This is a genomic window from Bacillus sp. 22-7 (assembly GCF_010628845.1).
Taxonomy (GTDB): Bacteria; Bacillota; Bacilli; order Bacillales; family Cytobacillaceae; genus Cytobacillus; species Cytobacillus firmus_B.
The window spans coordinates 10,077-28,914 of record NZ_NJQY01000039.1; the positions used below are offsets into that span (position 1 = coordinate 10,077).

Annotated in this window: 14 protein-coding genes and 1 riboswitch; of the genes, 7 read left to right on the forward strand and 7 right to left on the reverse strand. The window is 43.0% G+C overall.

Annotated elements, in window-relative coordinates:
- Positions 1-89: 89 nt before the first annotated feature.
- The 4 genes from CE058_RS22815 to CE058_RS22830 form a co-directional block, all read right to left on the reverse strand.
- Positions 90-959 carry a gamma-glutamylcyclotransferase family protein gene (locus CE058_RS22815; protein WP_163145130.1) on the reverse strand — a complete coding sequence of 290 codons (870 nt, stop codon included), beginning with the start codon at positions 957-959 and terminating at the stop codon, positions 90-92.
- Positions 960-1,053: 94 nt separating this feature from the next.
- Positions 1,054-1,206 carry a hypothetical protein gene (locus tag CE058_RS22820; RefSeq protein WP_156185228.1) on the reverse strand — a complete coding sequence of 51 codons (153 nt, stop codon included), beginning with the start codon at positions 1,204-1,206 and terminating at the stop codon, positions 1,054-1,056.
- 156 nt (positions 1,207-1,362) lie between these two features.
- A complete protein-coding gene (locus tag CE058_RS22825; protein WP_048012045.1) occupies positions 1,363-3,018 on the reverse strand; it encodes an AMP-binding protein in 1,656 nt (551 codons plus the stop codon).
- Between the two features lie 200 nt (positions 3,019-3,218).
- Positions 3,219-4,013: a VOC family protein gene (locus tag CE058_RS22830; RefSeq protein ID WP_048012046.1), complete on the reverse strand. Its 795-nt coding sequence runs from the start codon at positions 4,011-4,013 to the stop codon at positions 3,219-3,221.
- Positions 4,014-4,224: 211 nt separating this feature from the next.
- Here CE058_RS22830 and sda point away from each other — a divergent pair, with 211 nt between their 5' ends.
- Positions 4,225-4,356 carry a sporulation histidine kinase inhibitor Sda gene (gene sda, locus CE058_RS22835; protein WP_035330849.1) on the forward strand — a complete coding sequence of 44 codons (132 nt, stop codon included), beginning with the start codon at positions 4,225-4,227 and terminating at the stop codon, positions 4,354-4,356.
- Between the two features lie 431 nt (positions 4,357-4,787).
- On the opposite strand, the gene odhB is transcribed toward sda, so the two are convergent.
- The 3 genes from odhB to CE058_RS22850 all read right to left on the reverse strand — a co-directional run bounded on the left by odhB (position 4,788) and on the right by CE058_RS22850 (position 9,700).
- Positions 4,788-6,041 (reverse strand): 2-oxoglutarate dehydrogenase complex dihydrolipoyllysine-residue succinyltransferase, encoded by a 1,254-nt coding sequence (gene odhB / locus CE058_RS22840; RefSeq protein WP_048012047.1) that lies wholly within the window; start codon positions 6,039-6,041, stop codon positions 4,788-4,790.
- A 265-nt stretch (positions 6,042-6,306) separates the two neighbouring features.
- Positions 6,307-9,144: a 2-oxoglutarate dehydrogenase E1 component gene (locus tag CE058_RS22845; protein WP_048011628.1), complete on the reverse strand. Its 2,838-nt coding sequence runs from the start codon at positions 9,142-9,144 to the stop codon at positions 6,307-6,309.
- A gap of 316 nt (positions 9,145-9,460) precedes the next feature.
- Positions 9,461-9,700, reverse strand: a complete 240-nt coding sequence (locus CE058_RS22850; protein WP_048011627.1) for a hypothetical protein — start codon at positions 9,698-9,700, stop codon at positions 9,461-9,463.
- Between the two features lie 164 nt (positions 9,701-9,864).
- On the opposite strand from CE058_RS22850, the gene CE058_RS22855 reads away from it, so the two are divergent.
- The 6 genes from CE058_RS22855 (at position 9,865) to CE058_RS22880 (ending at position 18,646) form a co-directional block, all read left to right on the forward strand.
- A complete protein-coding gene (locus CE058_RS22855; protein WP_163145131.1) occupies positions 9,865-10,044 on the forward strand; it encodes an H-type small acid-soluble spore protein in 180 nt (59 codons plus the stop codon).
- Positions 10,045-10,221: 177 nt separating this feature from the next.
- A riboswitch (SAM riboswitch) is annotated at positions 10,222-10,337 on the forward strand.
- Positions 10,338-10,412: 75 nt separating this feature from the next.
- On the forward strand, positions 10,413-11,525 hold the full coding sequence (locus CE058_RS22860; RefSeq protein ID WP_048011625.1) for a methionine biosynthesis PLP-dependent protein: 1,113 nt from the start codon (positions 10,413-10,415) through the stop codon (positions 11,523-11,525).
- Positions 11,522-12,706, forward strand: coding sequence for a cystathionine beta-lyase (metC, locus tag CE058_RS22865; protein WP_163145132.1), 1,185 nt, complete (start codon positions 11,522-11,524; stop codon positions 12,704-12,706). The genes CE058_RS22860 and metC overlap by 4 nt, the downstream gene beginning before the upstream one ends.
- 4 nt (positions 12,707-12,710) lie before the next feature.
- Positions 12,711-14,561 (forward strand): bifunctional homocysteine S-methyltransferase/methylenetetrahydrofolate reductase, encoded by a 1,851-nt coding sequence (locus CE058_RS22870; protein WP_163145133.1) that lies wholly within the window; start codon positions 12,711-12,713, stop codon positions 14,559-14,561.
- Positions 14,554-18,000 carry a methionine synthase gene (gene metH / locus CE058_RS22875; protein ID WP_163145134.1) on the forward strand — a complete coding sequence of 1,149 codons (3,447 nt, stop codon included), beginning with the start codon at positions 14,554-14,556 and terminating at the stop codon, positions 17,998-18,000. Before CE058_RS22870 ends, metH begins: the two co-directional genes overlap by 8 nt.
- 88 nt (positions 18,001-18,088) lie before the next feature.
- Entirely contained in the window at positions 18,089-18,646 is a 558-nt protein-coding gene (locus CE058_RS22880; protein WP_163145135.1) for an HAD hydrolase-like protein, read from the forward strand.
- The last annotated feature ends 192 nt before the right edge of the window (positions 18,647-18,838 follow it).

The window sequence follows — 18,838 nt, forward strand, 5'->3', positions numbered from 1 at the left end:
ATTGAAGTTTCACTTTATTGTATAAAAAGTGATAACTCTGCCATACAGAAAAAAGGATGAACTTGTGTTCATCCTTTAGTCGTATGCTATCATGCATCCAATCGAATCTTAACTCCCAGTTTTTCCAGCTGCTGTTCAAGCTTTTTGTAATAATCATCACTTACTCTTCCTCTTGCGCCGCGGAGAATTTCAAGAGCGTAATGGTCAGGCGGGGGCAGCTCCCCTTTTTTATTATAGACATGAAAAGTCAGGACATTTTTGTACAATTTATCCTCTGCCTGAACATTTACAAAGGCAGGACGGTACCATTGTCCGTAAAAACCTTCCCTTTGGAACAGATATTCAACAGCTTCATAGGGAAGTTCATATAGAACCCCTTCAGTGACACCGCCATTTTCTATAATATCTGCCCTTCCTCCATCATCCCTGGAAAACAGGTATTGCATCGAATAACCGGCCAATATTCCCCCGCCGACAATCGTTTTGAAATGGTGATCTACCTTGGCCACGCAAAATCGTTCATCATCCATGCAGGATCCGTAAGCAAAATAATAGGTCTTCTCCGGCTTATCCTCCATAAGCTGGAAAAGCTTCCAATCACCGTGAAGAATTGGTTCTGACAGCAGGTCATCCCTGGAGGATACATATACTAGTGCATTTACTTCCCCCTTATCCGTATGGACAGTCTGTTCCACCCTATCGTATAAATTGTCTTTTCTGCCCGGGATATAATCCTCCAGTTCATCCAGATCGGAAAAATGATCCAAATGCACTTCATAAAGTTCCCCATACACTTTTTGGTCAAGCGATGGTTTCATAGAGGGATAGCCAAGCCCAGTATCAAATAATTCCCCGTATACCCATGCCTGCTCGGCAATGCAGGGGCTTCCTTTTAAAACAAAGTGATTGGTTTCATGCATTCTTAAGGTTCCATATACAAACAATTTCTGCGTAGTCATAAGCAAACATTCCCCCTTGGTTCTCTCTTTTGTTTACTATAGTATCATTTTCTGAAGATTCTTTTCAAAAAAAGATGACGGAGAAACATCTCCGTCATTCCTGGCATTGGCAGGCATCCAAATTTTTAATTACCGGAAGCCTGCAAATTAATTTGTTATTTGAGCTTTTATGGTGTGGTGTTATTAAATCCATTTCTTTTTGTTTTGCCTTCATTAAAGCTTCCATTACATACATTTCATCATACATATGCTCTCGCTCCTTTTCCCATATCTTTAATACCATTTTAATTTCTCAAAAGCTTTATCACATTGGCTATGAGGAGGAGATATTTTAAGCCTTTTGAACGAAAGAAGATGGAAATTGAAAAAACCTGCGGGAAGTTCTCCCGCAGGCTTCATATGCCTATTGTTTTAATGTATTAGCATTTTCAATGACTTCTTTTGCCTGTTCACGCAATCTGAATTTCTGAATTTTTCCTGAAGCTGTCATTGGATATTCATTTATAAATTCGATATAGCGGGGGATTTTATGGCGTGAAATCTTCCCTTTGCAATAATCGCGAAGTTCTTCTGCAGTTAAGTCAGAGCCCTCCTTAGCTATTACCCAGGCGACCACTTCTTCACCATATACAGCATCAGGAACCCCAACCACCTGAACGTCCAGAATCTGAGGATGAGTATACAGGAATTCTTCTATTTCACGCGGATATATATTTTCTCCGCCGCGGATGATCATATCCTTTAATCTGCCTGTGATTTTACAGTATCCGTTCTCATCCATTACAGCCAGATCCCCGGTATGGAGCCATCCATCTTCATCAATGGCCTCTTTTGTAGCATCCGGGTTTTTATAATATCCCTTCATGACATGGTATCCTCTTGTGCACAATTCCCCCTGAGCGCCGGCAGGGACTTCATTATTTGTGCCCGGCTCTACAATTTTCACTTCCACATTGGGCAAAGCCCTTCCAACTGATTCTACTCTCAGTTCAATTGGATCATCTGTCCGGGTCTGGGTTATAACTGGTGATGACTCTGTTTGGCCATAGGCAATGGTTATTTCGCTTGCGCCCATTTTTTCAATAACGCCTTTCATGACCTCAATCGGACAATTGGAGCCAGCCATTATGCCGGTACGGAGGGTTGATAGATCATATTTGCTGAAATCAGGATCATTCAGTTCTGCAATAAACATTGTCGGCACTCCATGAAGGCCTGTACATTTCTCATCCTGGACCGTCTGCAGAACAGCTTTAGGGCTGAATTCCTGAACTGGAACAATGGTGGCGCCAACGGATATGCATGCCATGGTTCCCAGCACACAGCCGAAACAATGGAAAAATGGAACAGGAATACATAATCGGTCATCTGAAGTTAATCGCATACAATTTGCGATATTGTATCCATTATTAACAATGTTATTGTGGGTTAGCATAACCCCTTTTGGAAAGCCTGTCGTTCCGGATGTATATTGCATATTTATGGCATCGTCAGGGTCAAGGCTTTGCATCCGCTCATCGAGTTCACTGTCTGTGACCGATTCGCCCATCCTGATAATATCTTCCCAGCTATAGGTACCAGGGAAGCGCTTTTCTCCCATGACGATAATGTTTTTTAAGAAAGGAAGTGTTTTGCTTTTCAGCTGCCCCGGCTCGGAATCTTTCAGTTCCGGAACGATGCTGTACAGCATTTCTATGTAAGAGGTGTCTCTGAACTTCTCCATTAGTACAATCGTTGTACTGTCAGATTGCTTTAATAGATACTCGAGTTCAGCAGCTTGATAGTTTGTATTAACGGTTACAAGGACAGCCCCCATCTTGCCTGTTGAAAACTGGCACGTAAGCCATTCCGGCGTATTTGTTGACCATGCGGCAATATGCTCACCTTTTTCAAGGCCCAGCTTCATAAACCCTTTGGCAGCAAGCCTGCAATAATCATTAAACTCCTTATAACTCATTCGGAGCCCGCGATCGGCATAAACTACAGCTTCATGATCAGGGTGAAGGCCGGCTTTCTCCTCCAGGAGCTTCCCTACTGTTAGATTCAATAATTCCGTCATCCAGAAATCCTCCTTGGTATATGATCTAATCATTATGCAAAAGATTTCTCTAAGATGCTGATTTAAAACGCTTACATTTTATGTTAACACATATTGCTGAATATTCAATATTTTCATATAGTAATAGTTTATAAATTTTCATAAGATAAAAAAACTGCCCTAAAAAAGGGCAGCAGGTTTAAGTTGAAACTTCTCTCTCGTTAAAAATAAAGACCTTCAAATAGTGATAGTTCTTTGTTAAGGCCTGGCGCTACTTGAACAGCAAAGGGTTTCTCACCCCTCTTACGAAGAACTTCCATTGCCATTCCATTCTCGTATAATGGCTGGCAAAAGATGATATTAACTGAACCAATCAGAATGGCTGCTCTTTTGTCTTTTCCGTCACTGCTTATGTAAATATCAGCCCGGGAAGCTGGAATGATCTCCTGCCATGCTGCCGCAGATTTTTCACAGTCTTTAGAAGCTATATAGACTGCTTCTATTTTTTTAGCAGCCAGCTTTTCATCAATTAGGCCGAGTTGTCTCAGTTCCGCAAATCTTTTATCATCTTCCTTGCCCCAGTCAATAAAGAAAGGGTATTGATAGTCGTAATTTTCCTTTAAGAAGAGCATTTTCCAGGAAAGGATGCTTCCGTCCGCCCTCTTTCTGCTTCCATCAAAGATTGGGAGGGTCTCAAAGCCCTTTGCCGTTAATTCACCCTGCAGCTCTTCAATATTATTAGTTCGGAAGCAAAGCTGTCCGATTCCTTCTCCACTTCTTATTTCTTCTGTTAGCTGTTTAATGAGCGGATTATCGCTCATTGAGGCAATATGATTCTTTTCAATCGATAAAAACTCAAGGTATGAATGCCCAATGTACAAGAGGCTGTTATATGTTCCCCAATTTTCATGGCTCCCCCCTGATATTGCCTTATATCCTTGATCCCTCCATTTTGCAGCAGCAGCATCCGGCTCAGCCTTTATAAAGTGGACAATATGATCAAGCGTCACATTCATATGCAGATTCTCCCTTTATTCAGTAGTTATATAAATTTTACCTTTTTCTGTATAACACAGTCTACTGTCTGATAGTGTGAAATGAATATGCAGAAAAATGTCACCAGAATGTAATAAATCTTTTCTTTATAAAGGGTTCACAAAATCTTAAAAAACCTTTACAATAATAAAAAATAGAATATTCAATCCATTTAACCAGGAGGTATGCATAATGAAAATTATGAGTAATGAGCAGCTGGTCGTCTCGTATCGTGATGCATTAAAGTCAGGGTCTGAAAAGGAATGGATTAGGATATTAAAAACGGAGATTCAAAAACGGGGCTTAAGACCGTTTAAAGAGTAAATTTCAAAATCCATATTAGTTAGCCAAATACTTAGTGAATATGTAGAGCGGGAGCTATTCCCGCTTTTTTTATTATCTTCGGACGTATGCTGTAAGTTTGTTTGCTTTTTTTATATTTTCATATTCCTCTTCACTTATAACCCCTAATTTCTTTAACACCGCACTATACTGCAGAATTTTCATTTGCCTTCTTTTCAAGGTTATCACCTGCTTTTTAATATACTATTCATAACCTGTACTTTGTTTCCTTAATGCAAATAATTTTCCATAAAGAAAGCGGAAGCGCCTTGCTCACCCCCGACACCTCGAGGGGGTAGGCGCTGGAGCTGGATGCAGACACTCTTCACAGAGTTATTAATAACGTTCATTTTTATAGTTTCGTATGCTCCTAAAAAAACCAGAGCGGAACTCCACTCTGGTTTCATTAGTTATTAGGCTTCAAAAAGAAGGCTTTCCGGATCTTCAATCAGTTCCTTGACGCGTTTCAGGAATGTTACAGCTTCCTTTCCGTCAACAATGCGGTGGTCATAAGATAGTGCGATGTACATCATTGGACGGTTTTCCATTCTTTCAGCATCTATCGCAACCGGGCGCAGCTGGATGGAGTGCATTCCAAGGATACCAACCTGAGGTCCGTTCAGAATTGGCGTAGACATCATGCTGCCAAATACACCGCCATTTGTGATGGTGAAGCTTCCTCCCTGCAGATCTGAAAGAGCGAGCTTATTGTCTCTTGCCTTCACTGCAAGGTCCATGATATCCTTTTCGATTTCCGCAAAGTTTTTGCGGTCTGCATCACGGACAACCGGAACGACAAGACCTTCAGGAGCTGAAACAGCGATACCAATATCATAGAATTTTTTCAGAACGATTTCATTGCCTTGAATTTCAGCATTTAAGTAAGGATTCTTCTTAAGTGCTGCAACGACCGCTTTTGTGAAAAATGACATGAAGCCAAGCTTAACATCGTTTTCTTCAAAGAATTTATCTTTCCGCTTCTTGCGAAGGTTCATTACATTTGTCATGTCCACTTCATTGAATGTGGTCAGCATGGCTGCTGTTTGCTGTACTTCTACAAGGCGATTTGCAATTGTCTGGCGGCGGCGGGACATTTTAATCCGTTCCACTTCTTTTCCGCCTGATGCCTGTTCAGCCGGTTTGGAAGCTGCTGCAGGTTTTGATGTTTGAGCCTGCTGTTTTGCCTGGTTAGGTTTAAAGGATTCAACATCCTGTGTTCTGATTCGGCCCAGTGGATCGGCTGTCGGCACCTGGCTCAGGTCAATGCCTTTTTCTCTTGCCAGTTTTCGTGCTGCCGGTGAAGCGATTGGACGCTGTCCGCCAGTTTTTTCTTCAGCAGCAGGCTGTGCTGGCTGCTCCTCTGCCTTAGGCTCTTCCGCTTTTGCTGCTTCAGGCTTTTCTTCCGCTTTTTCCGGAGCAGGTGCAGCTTGTCCGCTTTCATTAACGACAGCAATGGTTTCACCTACATTAACCGTGTCGCCTTCCTGTGCTTTGATTTCCTGTAAAACTCCGCTATGTTCAGAAATAATTTCAACATTTACTTTGTCCGTTTCAAGTTCGACAACATAGTCACCTTTATTGACAGTGTCACCAGGCTGTTTCAGCCACTGTGCCACCGTACCTTCTGTAATGGATTCCGCCAATTCTGGAACTTTGATTTCTGCCACCTTAATTTCCTCCTTCTTGCTTGCGTGTTAAAGTGAAACTTCAATCAGTGGGTGATTTTTCCCACTGATTGTTAGTCGCGTTCTAGTTTCGCTAAGATCTCCGCTAACGCTTCGATCAATCGACACTACGAACCCGATTGGTTCAACTAAGCCTCTGCCTGCGCATCGGCAAGTTTCACTGTATCTCACCAATTGGGCCTTTACGGGGAGTTTGACTCCCGCTAAGTCTATTCAATTCATATATCTAAGTGTTAATGCGGGAGGCTTACTGCCCGTTAGACTGTGATAATGATTCATCTATTATGCGTGCTTGTTCTTTCTTATGAACAGTCGGGTCACCTTCTGCCGGGCTTGATCTGCGTCTTCTTCCGATGTAGCTGACTTCGATTTCGCTGCCTGCGATTTCTTTCAGTCTAGGTTCAACGAAATTCCATGCACCCATATTTTTAGGTTCTTCCTGAATCCAGACAATTTCATCCACATTTGGATAACGGGTTAAAATGTCTTTGATCTGATTCATTGGGAACGGATAGATTTCTTCCACACGTAAAATATGGAACCAATCCTGATCCGGATAGTTTTTCAGGTTTTCGGCTAAATCAATTGTGATCTTTCCTGTTCCAAGAATGATGCGTTTCACTTTTTCATGATTTTGACCTAAACCAGGCTGTTCGATAACGGATCGGAATTCTCCTTCGCTCAATTCAATTCCATTTGATGCGACAGTCGGATTGCGCAGCAGACTCTTCGGAGACATGATCACTAACGGGCGAACTTCCTCTTTTCCGAGTATGGCAGCCTGTCTTCTTAAAATATGGAAGTACTGTGCTGATGAAGAAAGATTGGCAACTGTCCAGTTATTTTCAGCTGCAAGAGTCAGGAATCTTTCCAGGCGCGCACTTGAATGTTCTGGTCCTTGTCCTTCATAACCGTGCGGAAGGAGCATAACAAGACCTGATTTTTGGCCCCATTTTGCTCGGCCGGCAGCAATAAACTGGTCAAACATTACCTGTGCTGCATTGGCAAAATCACCATATTGAGCTTCCCATAAAACAAGGGTTTCCGGAGCAAATACATTATATCCATATTCAAAGCCTACAACAGCGGCTTCCGATAATGGACTATTATGGACAGCGAATGATGCCTTGGCAGTTGAGAGCTTATGCAAAGGTGAATACGCTTTTCCAGTTGTATGATCATGCAGGACAACGTTTCTTTGAGCAAATGTTCCTCTCTCTGAATCCTGACCAGTCAGTCTGACAGGTGTGCCATCAGATAGGATGGTTGCAAATGCCAGTGTTTCTGCGAGGCCCCAATCAATTTTGCCGTCCCCTTCAAGCGCTTCCAATCTGCGCTGTAAAATTTTGCCGAGTTTATCAAATACCTTGAAATCCTCCGGCCATTTTAATAATTCTTCATTGATTTGTTTTAGTTTATCAATTGAAACGGCTGTATTAATTTTTGGCAGACCCTTTTCGACAGTTTCAGGAGGATCGGTTAATTCAGCTTCCTTCTTTTCTTTTGGCACTTTTTCATAGGCTGCCTTCATTTTTTCCAGCACTTCATTATGGACGCCTTCAGCTTCCTCTTTACTGATGATCTTTTCATTTAAAAGCTTTTCAGCATACAGCGCTTTCACGGTTGGCCGATTGCGTACAATATTATACATAAGAGGATTCGTCGTCATAGGCTCGTCCATCTCGTTATGTCCAAAACGGCGATACCCGATTAAATCGATGAGGATATCCTTCTGGAATTTAGCACGATACTCACAGGCAATTCTTGCCGCTGCAACTACTGCTTCAGGTTCGTCCGCATTAACATGCATAATTGGCATTTCATACCCTTTGGCCAGATCACTTGCATATCTGGTAGAGCGTGAATCATGTGATTCGGTTGTGAAACCAATTGTATTATTGGCAATGATATGGATTGAACCGCCAGTATTATAGCCAGTCAGCTGTCCGAGATTAAGTGTTTCTGCTACAATGCCCTGACCAGGGAATGCTGCGTCTCCATGAATGATAATGGCTAGAGCAGCTTTTGGATCTACTTCAGGATAACCGGCCTTTGTTCTGTTGTCCTGTGAAGCTCGCGTGTAGCCCTCCACTAGTGAACCAACAAATTCCAGGTGGCTCGGATTGTTAGCTAATGTCAGTCTGGCTATTGTCGTATTCTCATCTTTGATTTGTTTATCAAGACCAAGATGATATTTAACGTCACCTGTCCAGCCGTAATTGATCCCGATGGATCCCTCAGAAGGAACCAGTTCTTTATTCGGGGCATGCTGGAATTCTGCGAAGATCATCTCATATGGCTTTCCAAGCACATGAGCAAGCACATTTAACCTTCCACGGTGGGCCATTCCGATGTTAATCGTTTTTGCTCCATCAGAAACGGATTCAGAAACAATTTCATCCAGTAACGGGACCATTGTATCCAGACCCTCAATGGAGAATCTCTTTTGTCCGACGAAAGTTTTATGAAGGAACTTTTCAAATTCCTCAACTTCAGTCAGTCTTCTTAAAACTTTCAGTCTTTCCGCTTTTTGCATTGACAGCTTGTGGCTGTTGGCCCCTATTTTACGGCGAAGCCAGTCTTTTTCGTTTTCATCAAATATATGCTGGAATTCAAAAGCAATGGGTCCCATATAAGCGCTCTTCAGGAATTCAATTGCTTCAAGTCCGTTGCGTAAAGGATATGTGGCATCTTTGGTAATGACACCAGCAGGGATCTCTTTTAAGTCATTTTCAGTTAAGCCATATTTGCTCAGTTCAAATAAAGCAATTTCCGATTTATTGTTACCCAGTGGATAAATATCGGCAGCCAAGTGGCCATATGTGCGGATATTATCTGCCAGGCGAATAGCAGCAAGTGTTTTCTCAAGCTGTCCGGCATTCATTGGCTGATTTGCAGATGAAGCCATTTGCACCGTTCCTTCACTCGTAAGAGGGGAACCATTTTTTTCAAAGTACTCTTTCATTTCAGGATCAATCGAGGATGGATCCTCTAAATATCTTTCATAAAGTTCAATAACGTAGCCAAGGTTTGGGCCATGAAATCCCTGTTCAAAAGGTCCCTCACCATTCAATGGCTTTTTCATGGAAAATTACCTCCATAACTGTTTTGTAAGTGAATAATTCAATACGTTTTTTCTCTCTAAAAGTACAATACCCATCATAAGAAGGGATTAACAATTCATTTTTACGAATAATAATATTTTTCAGAGGATAAAACGTTTCCACAGCTATTCTAACACGTAAAATCTAGTTGTACAAAGATAAAAACATGAATATAGTGGAAAACTATTAAAAAAATTTTTTAATAATTACTTATTCTAATAAAATGATTTGTAAATGGGTAAACATTTATAAATAAGAAATAACTGAACATATAAAAAAAGCCGAAAAGTTTCGGCTTTAAAAAGTTTCTACCAGGTTAATATAGATTTGTTTCGATTCATTGGTATTTTTTCTGTTTTCTTTAAGGGAAGATTCAATGGCTTCTCTGGTATCTACGGGAAAATCAAAATGACCGCATGTTGTACATTTTTGGAATAAGCTGCCGGCAACATTCACTTCAATGCCATCAATTGTCCGGAAAACGGCTGGCCCATCTGTTTCAGCAAATCTGTGACGGCAGTGACTATGTTCTTGCATAATAGCTTCCCTCCAAGAAATATTATTTTCCTCATTATTATAAAGGAAATATTCTGAACTTTAAAGCGATCTACCTATAACAGTTTATGCCAGGCTCATTTTAAAAGAATAATATGTGTCTTTTTAAGGCACATTAAAATTATTCAAATTCAGGAGGTTTTTCCATGAATATAGGCAGAGCAAAAGAGATTGCTGAGTCTGCTGAAATGCACAGTGTTACTTTAAATGGCATACCGATCATCATTCAGCATGTAGATGAGCAGACTAAGACAGCACGCATTTACACAAAAGCAAATTCTGAAAAAGAAATGAATGTGTCGGTTAACGATTTGATTGAAGAATGAATACCCTAAAAAAACTTTCCAGAATGTAATGGAAAGTTTTTTTGGTTCAAGATCATATTTTAGGCAGAAGGACTCAAGATGCCTGGCCCGATATTTTTTATAACATGAAATATTCAAAAAAGTGTTGACTATTAACGGTTTACTGTAGTAAAGTTTAGAGAAAATTTAATATTTGATTTCTTATCCAGAGAGGTCGAGGGTAAGGCCCGACGACGCCTCAGCAACCAGCAATCGTAATTTGATTGAAAAGGTGCTAATTCCTGCAAGTTTTTTAGAAACTTGAAAGATAAGAAGAATGGCTGTTCACATTAAAAAGTCTTCTTCTTATAGAAGGCTTTTTTTATTTTAAAGAAGGAGTGTTTACCAATATGTACAATATTGACACCAAATTAGCGCAAATCGGAAACAGGAGCGAATCAGCAACAGGAGCAGTGAATCCGCCTGTATACTTTTCAACCGCCTACCGGCATGAAGGCATTGGACAGTCAACTGGCTTTGACTATAGCCGAACAGGCAATCCTACCCGCCAGCTGCTTGAAAAGGCGATCGCCGATCTTGAAGAAGGCGATCAAGGCTATGCCTGCAGTTCTGGAATGGCTGCCATCCTTACGATTCTTTCCCTCTTTAAATCAGGAGATGAGTGGATTGTTTCCAAGGATTTATACGGCGGAACCTACCGTCTGCTTGAACAGGGCTTCAAAAAATGGGGACTGCAGAGCAAATATGTGAATACGAGCACTCCGGAAAATGTTGAAGAGCTAATCACCGAAAATACGAAAGCTATTTTTCTGGAGACTCCCACTAATCCGCTCATGGAAGAGACAGATATTCAGTTAATAGCTGATATCGCGAAACGGCATAATATTCTCCTGATCGTTGATAACACATTTTACACCCCCCTTCTTCAGCAGCCTCTAAAGCTTGGTGCTGATATTGTCATCCATAGTGCGACAAAGTACCTTGGAGGACATAATGATGTACTTGCCGGTTTAGTTGTCGCAAAAGGCAAACAGTTATGTGAGGATCTTGCCATGAACCACAATGCTGCCGGTGCAGTCCTTAGCCCATTTGATTCCTGGCTTTTGATCAGAGGCATGAAGACACTCTCTCTTCGCATGGAACGCCATGAAAAAAATGCCCGGGAATTAGCGGCTTTCTTATCAGACCACGCTGCCGTAACGGATGTTCTTTATCCAGGCAAAGGAGGAATGATATCTTTCCGGGTCCAGGATGAATCCTGGGTGAATCCTTTTCTGCAGAGCCTCTCCCTCATCTCCTTTGCTGAAAGCCTTGGCGGAGTCGAGAGTTTTATAACATATCCCGCAACACAAACGCATGCGGACATCCCAGAAGAGATCCGCATTGAAACAGGTGTCTGTAACAGGCTTCTGCGTTTCTCGGTTGGAATCGAAAATGCAGAAGATTTGAAGGCGGATCTTGAACATGCTTTTGCAAAGGTTTTAAAGGAGGCAGTACGATGAGTACGAATTACACATTTCAAACGAAATTACTTCACAATAATCAAAAGTTCGACCCGGAAACAGGAGCTGTCAGTGTACCGATCCAGCATGCCTCCACTTTCCATCAAAAAGATATAGATGCATTCGGAAAATATGATTACAGCCGCAGCCTGAATCCAACAAGGGAAGCACTTGAAGAAGTCATCGCCGAGCTTGAAGAAGGGATTAGAGGGTTTGCCTTTTCTTCTGGAATGGCTGCCATTTCCACAGCATTCCTCCTCTTGTCACAGGGAGATCATGTGGTCATTACAGAAGACGTATATGGCGGAACCTATCGCATGACAACAGAAGTCCTGTCCCGTTTTGGCATTGAGCACACATTTGTTGATATGACTAATCTAGAGGAAGTAAAAGAAGCAATCCGTCCAAACACAAAAGTTTTTTATGTAGAGACTCCTTCCAACCCGCTGCTGAAGGTGACAGATATACAGGCCATCAGTTCACTGGCAAGACAGCATGGAGCCCTGACATTTGTGGATAATACATTCCTTACCCCTGCCCTTCAAAAACCGCTCTCTTTAGGGGCGGATATCGTGCTGCACAGCGCAACCAAATTCTTATCCGGACACAGTGACGTCGTAGCCGGCTTAGCTGTTGTGAAGGATCCGGAGTTAGGTGCAAGACTGGCTTTTCTCCAAAATTCCTTTGGAGCTGTTCTGGGTGTTCAGGATGCCTGGCTTGTCCTTAGAGGCATTAAAACGCTGCAAGTAAGGCTGGATCAGTCTGTGAAATCAGCTGAGAAGATTGCTCGTTTCCTTCATGATCACCCAGCACTAAAGAAAGTTCATTATCCCGGTTTTGCAGAACATCCCGGCTATGAAATTCAGAAAAAGCAGGCTGTGAATGCAGGTGCCGTCTTGTCTTTTGAACTTGAAGATGAAAAGTCGATGAGAGTATTTGTGGAAAATGCGAAAATTCCTGTTTTTGCAGTAAGTCTGGGAGCAGTTGAATCCATCCTCTCCTACCCTGCCAAAATGTCGCATGCAGCCATGCCTGCATCTGAAAGAGAACAGCGCGGAATTACAGACAGTCTTCTCCGTCTTTCTGTTGGCCTGGAGAACGCAGACGATATTATAAAAGATTTTAATGCAGCTTTATCTGCAGTCGAACAAACAAAGCAATCCATTTTACAGCGGGGGTGATACTTTGAGTTTCCTGGATAAATTAAAGAATGAAATCATCATAGCAGATGGCGCGATGGGAACTCTTCTTTACTCCTATGGCACCGACAGCTGTTTTGAGGAATTAAATCTATCGCAATCTGAGCAGATCCAGCACATCCATGAAGCGTACATAGGCGCAGGGGCTGAATTGATCCAAACCAATACATATGCGGCGAATTATCTGAAGCTGCAGCGGTATGGGCTCGAAGACTCTGTGAAAGAGATTAATAGTGCGGCAGCCCGGATTGCCAAAAAAGCTGCCGCGGGACGCGCATATGTTGCAGGTACAATCGGCGGGATCAGAGGATTCAAGCCGAACATGATTACACTGGAGGAAATAAAAAGAAGCTTCCGTGAGCAGCTTTATTGTCTGCTGCTTGAGGATGTAGATGGTATTTTGCTTGAAACCTATTATGATCTAGAAGAACTTGAGACGGTTCTGGCTATAGCCAGAAAAGAAACCGATCTGCCGATTATCGCACAGGTTTCACTTCAGGAAGCTGGAGTTCTTCAGAACCAGACTCCTATAGCAGAGGCATTAACAAAGCTTGACGGCATGGGCGCAGATGTGGTGGGAATCAATTGCAGGCTTGGCCCCCATCATATGCTGAAAACGCTCGAGAGTGTACCTTTGCCAAAACATGCCCATTTATCTGCATATCCAAATGCCAGTATTCCAGCTTATACGGACGGCAAATTCCATTATGAAGGTGATGCGGAATATTTCCGGCAGTCCGCAATAGAATTCCGGAATCAGGGTGTCCGCCTTCTTGGAGGGTGCTGCGGAACAACACCTGACCATATCAAGGCGTTTGCTGATGTATTAAAAGGACTTCCGCCAATCGAGGAAAAAGAAATAAAGGCAGTTAATAAAGTCATAGTTTCAGAGAAACCGGAATCATCCAGAGAGCTCCCTCCTCTTCAGGATATTGTCAGAGAAAGGCCATCGGTAATTGTTGAGCTGGATCCGCCAAGGAAGCTTGATACTGCCCGCTTTTTCGAAGGTGCAAAGGCATTGAAGGATGCTGGAATCGATTCTATTACTCTTGCAGATAACTCTCTTGCTTCACCAAGGGTATGCAACTCTGCACTTGGCTATCTTGTCAAACAGCAGACCGGATTGCGTCCCCTTGTGCATGTAACCTGCAGGGATCGAAATATAATTGGTCTTCAATCCCATTTAATGGGTCTTCATGCCCTCGGTTTAAATGATATTCTTGCCGTAACAGGAGACCCTGCCCGTGTCGGTGATTTTCCTGGCGCCTCTTCTGTGTATGATGTTTCTTCATTTGAATTGATCAGTATGATCAAGCAGTTAAATGAAGGATTATCGTTTTCAGGGAAAGACCTGGGCCAGAAAGCTGCCTTTTCAGTGGCAGGCGCTTTTAATCCCAATGTCCGCTCATTGGAAAAAGCGGTTGGGCGGCTCGAAAAGAAACTCGAGCATGGTGCGGATTATTTCATCTCGCAGCCTGTTTTCTCTGAAGAAAAACTGCTTGAGGTTCATGAGGCTGTGAAGGATTTAAAAGCACCTGTCTATATAGGCTTGATGCCTCTTACCGGCAGCCGGAATGCAGAGTTTCTCCATAATGAAGTTCCGGGAATCAAAATTTCCGACAGTATTAGAAGCAGGATGGCTTCATTAAAGGATGATCCAGCACGAGCTGGCGCTGAAGGCATTGCCATTGCCAAGTCGCTGATTGATGCAGCGGCAGAGCTGTTTAATGGCATTTACCTTATCACTCCATTTATGCGCTATGAAATGACTGTCGAGCTATCAAACTATGCCCGTGAGACAACCGAACGGCTTTCAAGGAGGAAACAGCATGTATAAACCATCACTGCAGGAGCAGCTAAAAAAGAAGATTCTGATCATGGACGGAGCAATGGGCACCATGCTTCAGAGAGCCAATCTTTCAGCGGATGACTTTGGCGGCGAAGAATATGAAGGCTGCAACGAAAATCTAAATATTACAGCTCCATCTGTTATTGAACATATTCACCTTGAATATTTAAAAGCCGGTGCAGACATTATTGAAACCAATACCTTTGGTGCAACCAGCATTGTTCTCGCAGATTACGATCTGGAAGAAAAAGCTTATGAATTGAATAAAATTGCTGTTGAAATTGCCAGAGAGGCTGCAGACCGTATATCAACTCCTGAATGGCCGAGATATGTGGCAGGCGCTATGGGACCAACGACGAAGACACTGAGTGTTACCGGCGGGTCTACATTTGAAGACATGATAGCTGCTTATGAAGAGCAGGCCAGAGGGTTAATAGACGGCGGAGCGGATCTTCTTCTCCTCGAAACCAGTCAGGATATGCTGAATGTGAAGGCTGGTTTTATCGGCATTGAAAAGGCATCAAAAAAGACGGGAATAAAACTGCCGCTCATTGTTTCCGGAACAATTGAACCGATGGGCACGACCCTTGCAGGCCAATCGATTGAAGCCTTTTATATTTCGCTTGAACATATGAAGCCTCTGGCAGTTGGGCTCAACTGTGCGACAGGTCCCGAATTCATGCAGGACCATATCCGTTCTTTGTCAGGATTGGCATCCACAGCAGTCAGCTGCTATCCCAATGCAGGATTGCCGGATGAAGAAGGACAGTATCATGAAACTCCCGAATCATTGGCGAGCAAGCTTGAGGGTTTTGCCAAAGAAGGCTGGCTGAATATTGTAGGCGGCTGCTGCGGAACCACACCTGAGCATATCCAGGCAATTGCTGAGTCTGTTAAAGATTATAAACCAAGGAATTATGAGGGGAACTCCCTGCATAAAGTTTCCGGAATTGAACCTCTGATTTATGATGATCCAACTTTAAGACCCATAATGGTCGGTGAACGAACAAATGTAATTGGTTCCCGCAAGTTTAAAAGACTGATTGCAGAAGGAAAGTTCGAGGAGGCTGCTGAGATAGGCCGTGCCCAGGTAAAAGGCGGTGCCCATGTTATTGATATTTGCCTGGCAGATCCTGATCGTGAAGAAATGCAGGATGTTGAGAATTTCATCAAGGAATTAGTGAAAAAAATAAAAGTTCCGCTCGTGATCGATTCAACAGATGAAAAAGTGATTGAAAAAGCTCTCACCTATTCACAGGGTAAAGCCATCATAAATTCGATTAATCTGGAAGATGGCGAAGAACGCTTTGAGGCGATTGCCCCTCTCGTTCACCGCTATGGTGCTGCAGTGGTTGTCGGAACGATTGACGAAGAAGGAATGGGTGTTACGGCTGAACGTAAACTTGAGATTGCAAAGCGTTCTCATGATTTGCTTGTATATAAATATCATATCCCGCCTCAGGATCTTATTTTTGACCCCCTCGTCTTCCCTGTCGGGACAGGGGATGAGCAATACATCGGGTCTGCAAAGGCAACGGTAGATGGAATCAGACTTATTAAAGAGGCTCTGCCGGAGGTTCAAACCATTTTGGGAATCAGTAACGTTTCCTTCGGCCTCCCTCCTGTTGGCAGGGAAATTTTAAATTCTGTATTTCTTTATCACTGCACCCAGGCAGGCCTGGATTATGCGATAGTGAACACAGAAAAACTCGAAAGATTTGCTTCCATTTCTAAGGAAGAGGTTTTAATGGCTGAAAAGCTGCTTTTTGAAACTACTGATGAATCACTTGCCATTTTCACTGATTTTTACCGGGATAAGAAAAAAGAAAGCAAAAGTGTTCTTCCGGATATGACACTTGAAGAACGCCTCGCCTATTATATACTCGAAGGAACAAAAGAAGGGCTGCTGCCGGATCTAGAACTTGCTCTCCAGGCATACCCTGCTCCGCTTGATATCATTAACGGGCCTTTAATGAACGGAATGAAGGAAGTCGGGAGATTGTTCAATGATAATCAGCTGATTGTCGCAGAGGTTCTGCAGAGCGCCGAGGTTATGAAAGCATCTGTCGCTTATCTTGAACCGCATATGGAAAAAGGTGAAGCCCAATCTTCATCCAAGGGGAAAATCATCCTGGCAACCGTTAAAGGCGATGTTCATGATATAGGGAAAAATCTTGTGGATATTATTTTAAGCAATAATGGATATGAAGTGATAGATTTGGGAATCAAAGTCTCCCCTGCTGAACTGATTGAAAACATCAGGCGTGAGAATCCGGATATGGTGGGCCTTTCAGGTTTGCTTGTTAAATCTGCACAGCAGATGGTCATAACCGCACACGACATGAAACAGGCTGGAATTGATATTCCGATTTTAGTTGGCGGCGCAGCCCTTTCAAGGAAATTTACGGATACTAAAATTTCCAAGGAATATGATGGTCTCGTGCTGTATGCCAAGGATGCTATGAACGGTCTCTCTTTAGCCAATCAGCTTCAGGAGCCTGAAGAAGCTGAGAAGCTGCGAATCCAGCAGGAAGATAAACAGGCAGCAGCGCTTAATGCGGTACCATATGACCGCGGATCAGTGGCGGTTGCAGTAAAGCCAAAACCGACTGTCAGCACAAAGGTGCCAGTTTTTGTTCCAAAAGATTTAAAAAGGCATCTGCTGAAAACCTATTCCCTTTCACATATTGAACCCTATATTAACAAGCAGATGCTTATTGGCCATCACCTTGGCTTAAAAGGAAACCTGCAAAAGCTGCTTGCGGAAAAAGATGAAAAAGCCATTAAAATTAACGCTATGGTTGATGAACTGATTTCTGAAGCAAAAGAGAAAAACTGGATTGAGCCAAAAGCAGTTTATCAATTCTTCCCTGCCCAGTCAGACGGCGATAAGGTGTTTATCTATGCTGAAGACGAAAAAACGGTCATCGAGACATTTGAGTTTCCTCGACAGGAAACAGAGCCATTCTTATGTCTGGCAGATTTCCTTAAATCAAAAGAAAGCGGTCAAATGGATTATGTATCCTTCTTTACTGTGACAGCCGGGAAAGGAATACGCGCTATTGCAGATCGTTTAAAAGCCGAAGGCAGATTCCTGGAAAGCCATGCCCTGCAGTCGCTGGCCTTGGAGACGGCTGAAGGCCTTGCTGAGCTGATCCACCGCCAGATCCGCGATCGCTGGGGATTCCCTGATCCGGTTGAAATGACGATGAAGGACCGTTTTGCGGCGAAATACCAGGGGCAGCGCTTTTCATATGGCTATCCTGCGTGCCCTGATCTGGAGGACCAGAAAAAGCTGTTTAAGCTTATACAGCCTGAGGATATCGGTGTTCACCTTACTGAAGAATGCATGATGGAACCTGAGGCTTCTGTATCTGCAATGGTGTTTGCCCATCCTGAAGCCAGATACTTTAATGTATTGAGATAATAGATACCCGGCAGGTAAAATGGCCGGGTATTTGCCTTTGCCTCCTCACAACCTATACAATGAATACATAGCAAGGAGGGAGATTTTTATGAATGTTCTCTGGGATTTAGATGGCACGATTCTGGATACTTGGCCCACTTTGGTTCGGTCTTTTATTCGCATATCCGGCAAAGAGCTGGATCCTCAGGAAGTGCTCACGCCCCTGAAAAACGGGACAGCCTATCAGAAATTTGATGTTCCTCCAGAAAAAATTGCTGATTTCCGTCAAATGGAAGCAACTTTTATGCATGATGAAAAGCCATTGTTTCCATATGTAAGGGGAATATTAGAGCGAAATAATGTTAACGTGCTTGTCACCCACCGTAACCGGCAATCAACGGAGGAACTGCTGGAGTATTGGAAACTTACTTCCTATTTTGAAGAAGTTATCTGCCCGGAATTTGATGGCTTCTCTTTAAAGCCGCATCCGGAATCCTATGAATATCTTCACGGGCGTTATCATATTGATTTGGCCATTGGCGACCAGGATACAGATTTAATGCCTGCCAGACAGATCGGCATCAGCACCTGTGCGTTCCGCAGCACTAATCCCTATGCAGACTTCTCGATTGATTGTTATTCAAAATTTGAGATTGCGATAAAGTGACACTTCAATCAGTGGGGGTGTTCCTTATCCCCCACTGATTGTTAGTCGCGTTCTAGTGTCGCTAAGATCTCCGCTAGCGCTTCGATCAATCGACACTACGAACCCGATTGGTTCAACTAAGCCTCTGCCTGCGCGTCGGCAAGTTTCACTGTATCTCACCAATCGGGCCTTTACGGGCAGTTTGACCCCCTC

Bases quoted from the DNA above. Each gene is read 5' to 3' on its own strand.
- CE058_RS22815 (WP_163145130.1), bottom strand. From the start codon at position 959: ATGACTACGCAGAAATTGTTTGTATATGGAACCTTAAGAATGCATGAA.
- CE058_RS22820 (WP_156185228.1), bottom strand. From the start codon at position 1,206: ATGTATGATGAAATGTATGTAATGGAAGCTTTAATGAAGGCAAAACAA.
- CE058_RS22825 (WP_048012045.1), bottom strand. From the start codon at position 3,018: ATGACGGAATTATTGAATCTAACAGTAGGGAAGCTCCTGGAGGAGAAA.
- CE058_RS22830 (WP_048012046.1), bottom strand. From the start codon at position 4,013: ATGAATGTGACGCTTGATCATATTGTCCACTTTATAAAGGCTGAGCCG.
- sda (WP_035330849.1), top strand. From the start codon at position 4,225: ATGAAAATTATGAGTAATGAGCAGCTGGTCGTCTCGTATCGTGATGCA.
- CE058_RS22845 (WP_048011628.1), bottom strand. From the start codon at position 9,144: ATGAAAAAGCCATTGAATGGTGAGGGACCTTTTGAACAGGGATTTCAT.
- CE058_RS22850 (WP_048011627.1), bottom strand. From the start codon at position 9,700: ATGCAAGAACATAGTCACTGCCGTCACAGATTTGCTGAAACAGATGGG.
- CE058_RS22855 (WP_163145131.1), top strand. From the start codon at position 9,865: ATGAATATAGGCAGAGCAAAAGAGATTGCTGAGTCTGCTGAAATGCAC.
- CE058_RS22860 (WP_048011625.1), top strand. From the start codon at position 10,413: ATGTACAATATTGACACCAAATTAGCGCAAATCGGAAACAGGAGCGAA.
- metC (WP_163145132.1), top strand. From the start codon at position 11,522: ATGAGTACGAATTACACATTTCAAACGAAATTACTTCACAATAATCAA.
- metH (WP_163145134.1), top strand. From the start codon at position 14,554: ATGTATAAACCATCACTGCAGGAGCAGCTAAAAAAGAAGATTCTGATC.
- CE058_RS22880 (WP_163145135.1), top strand. From the start codon at position 18,089: ATGAATGTTCTCTGGGATTTAGATGGCACGATTCTGGATACTTGGCCC.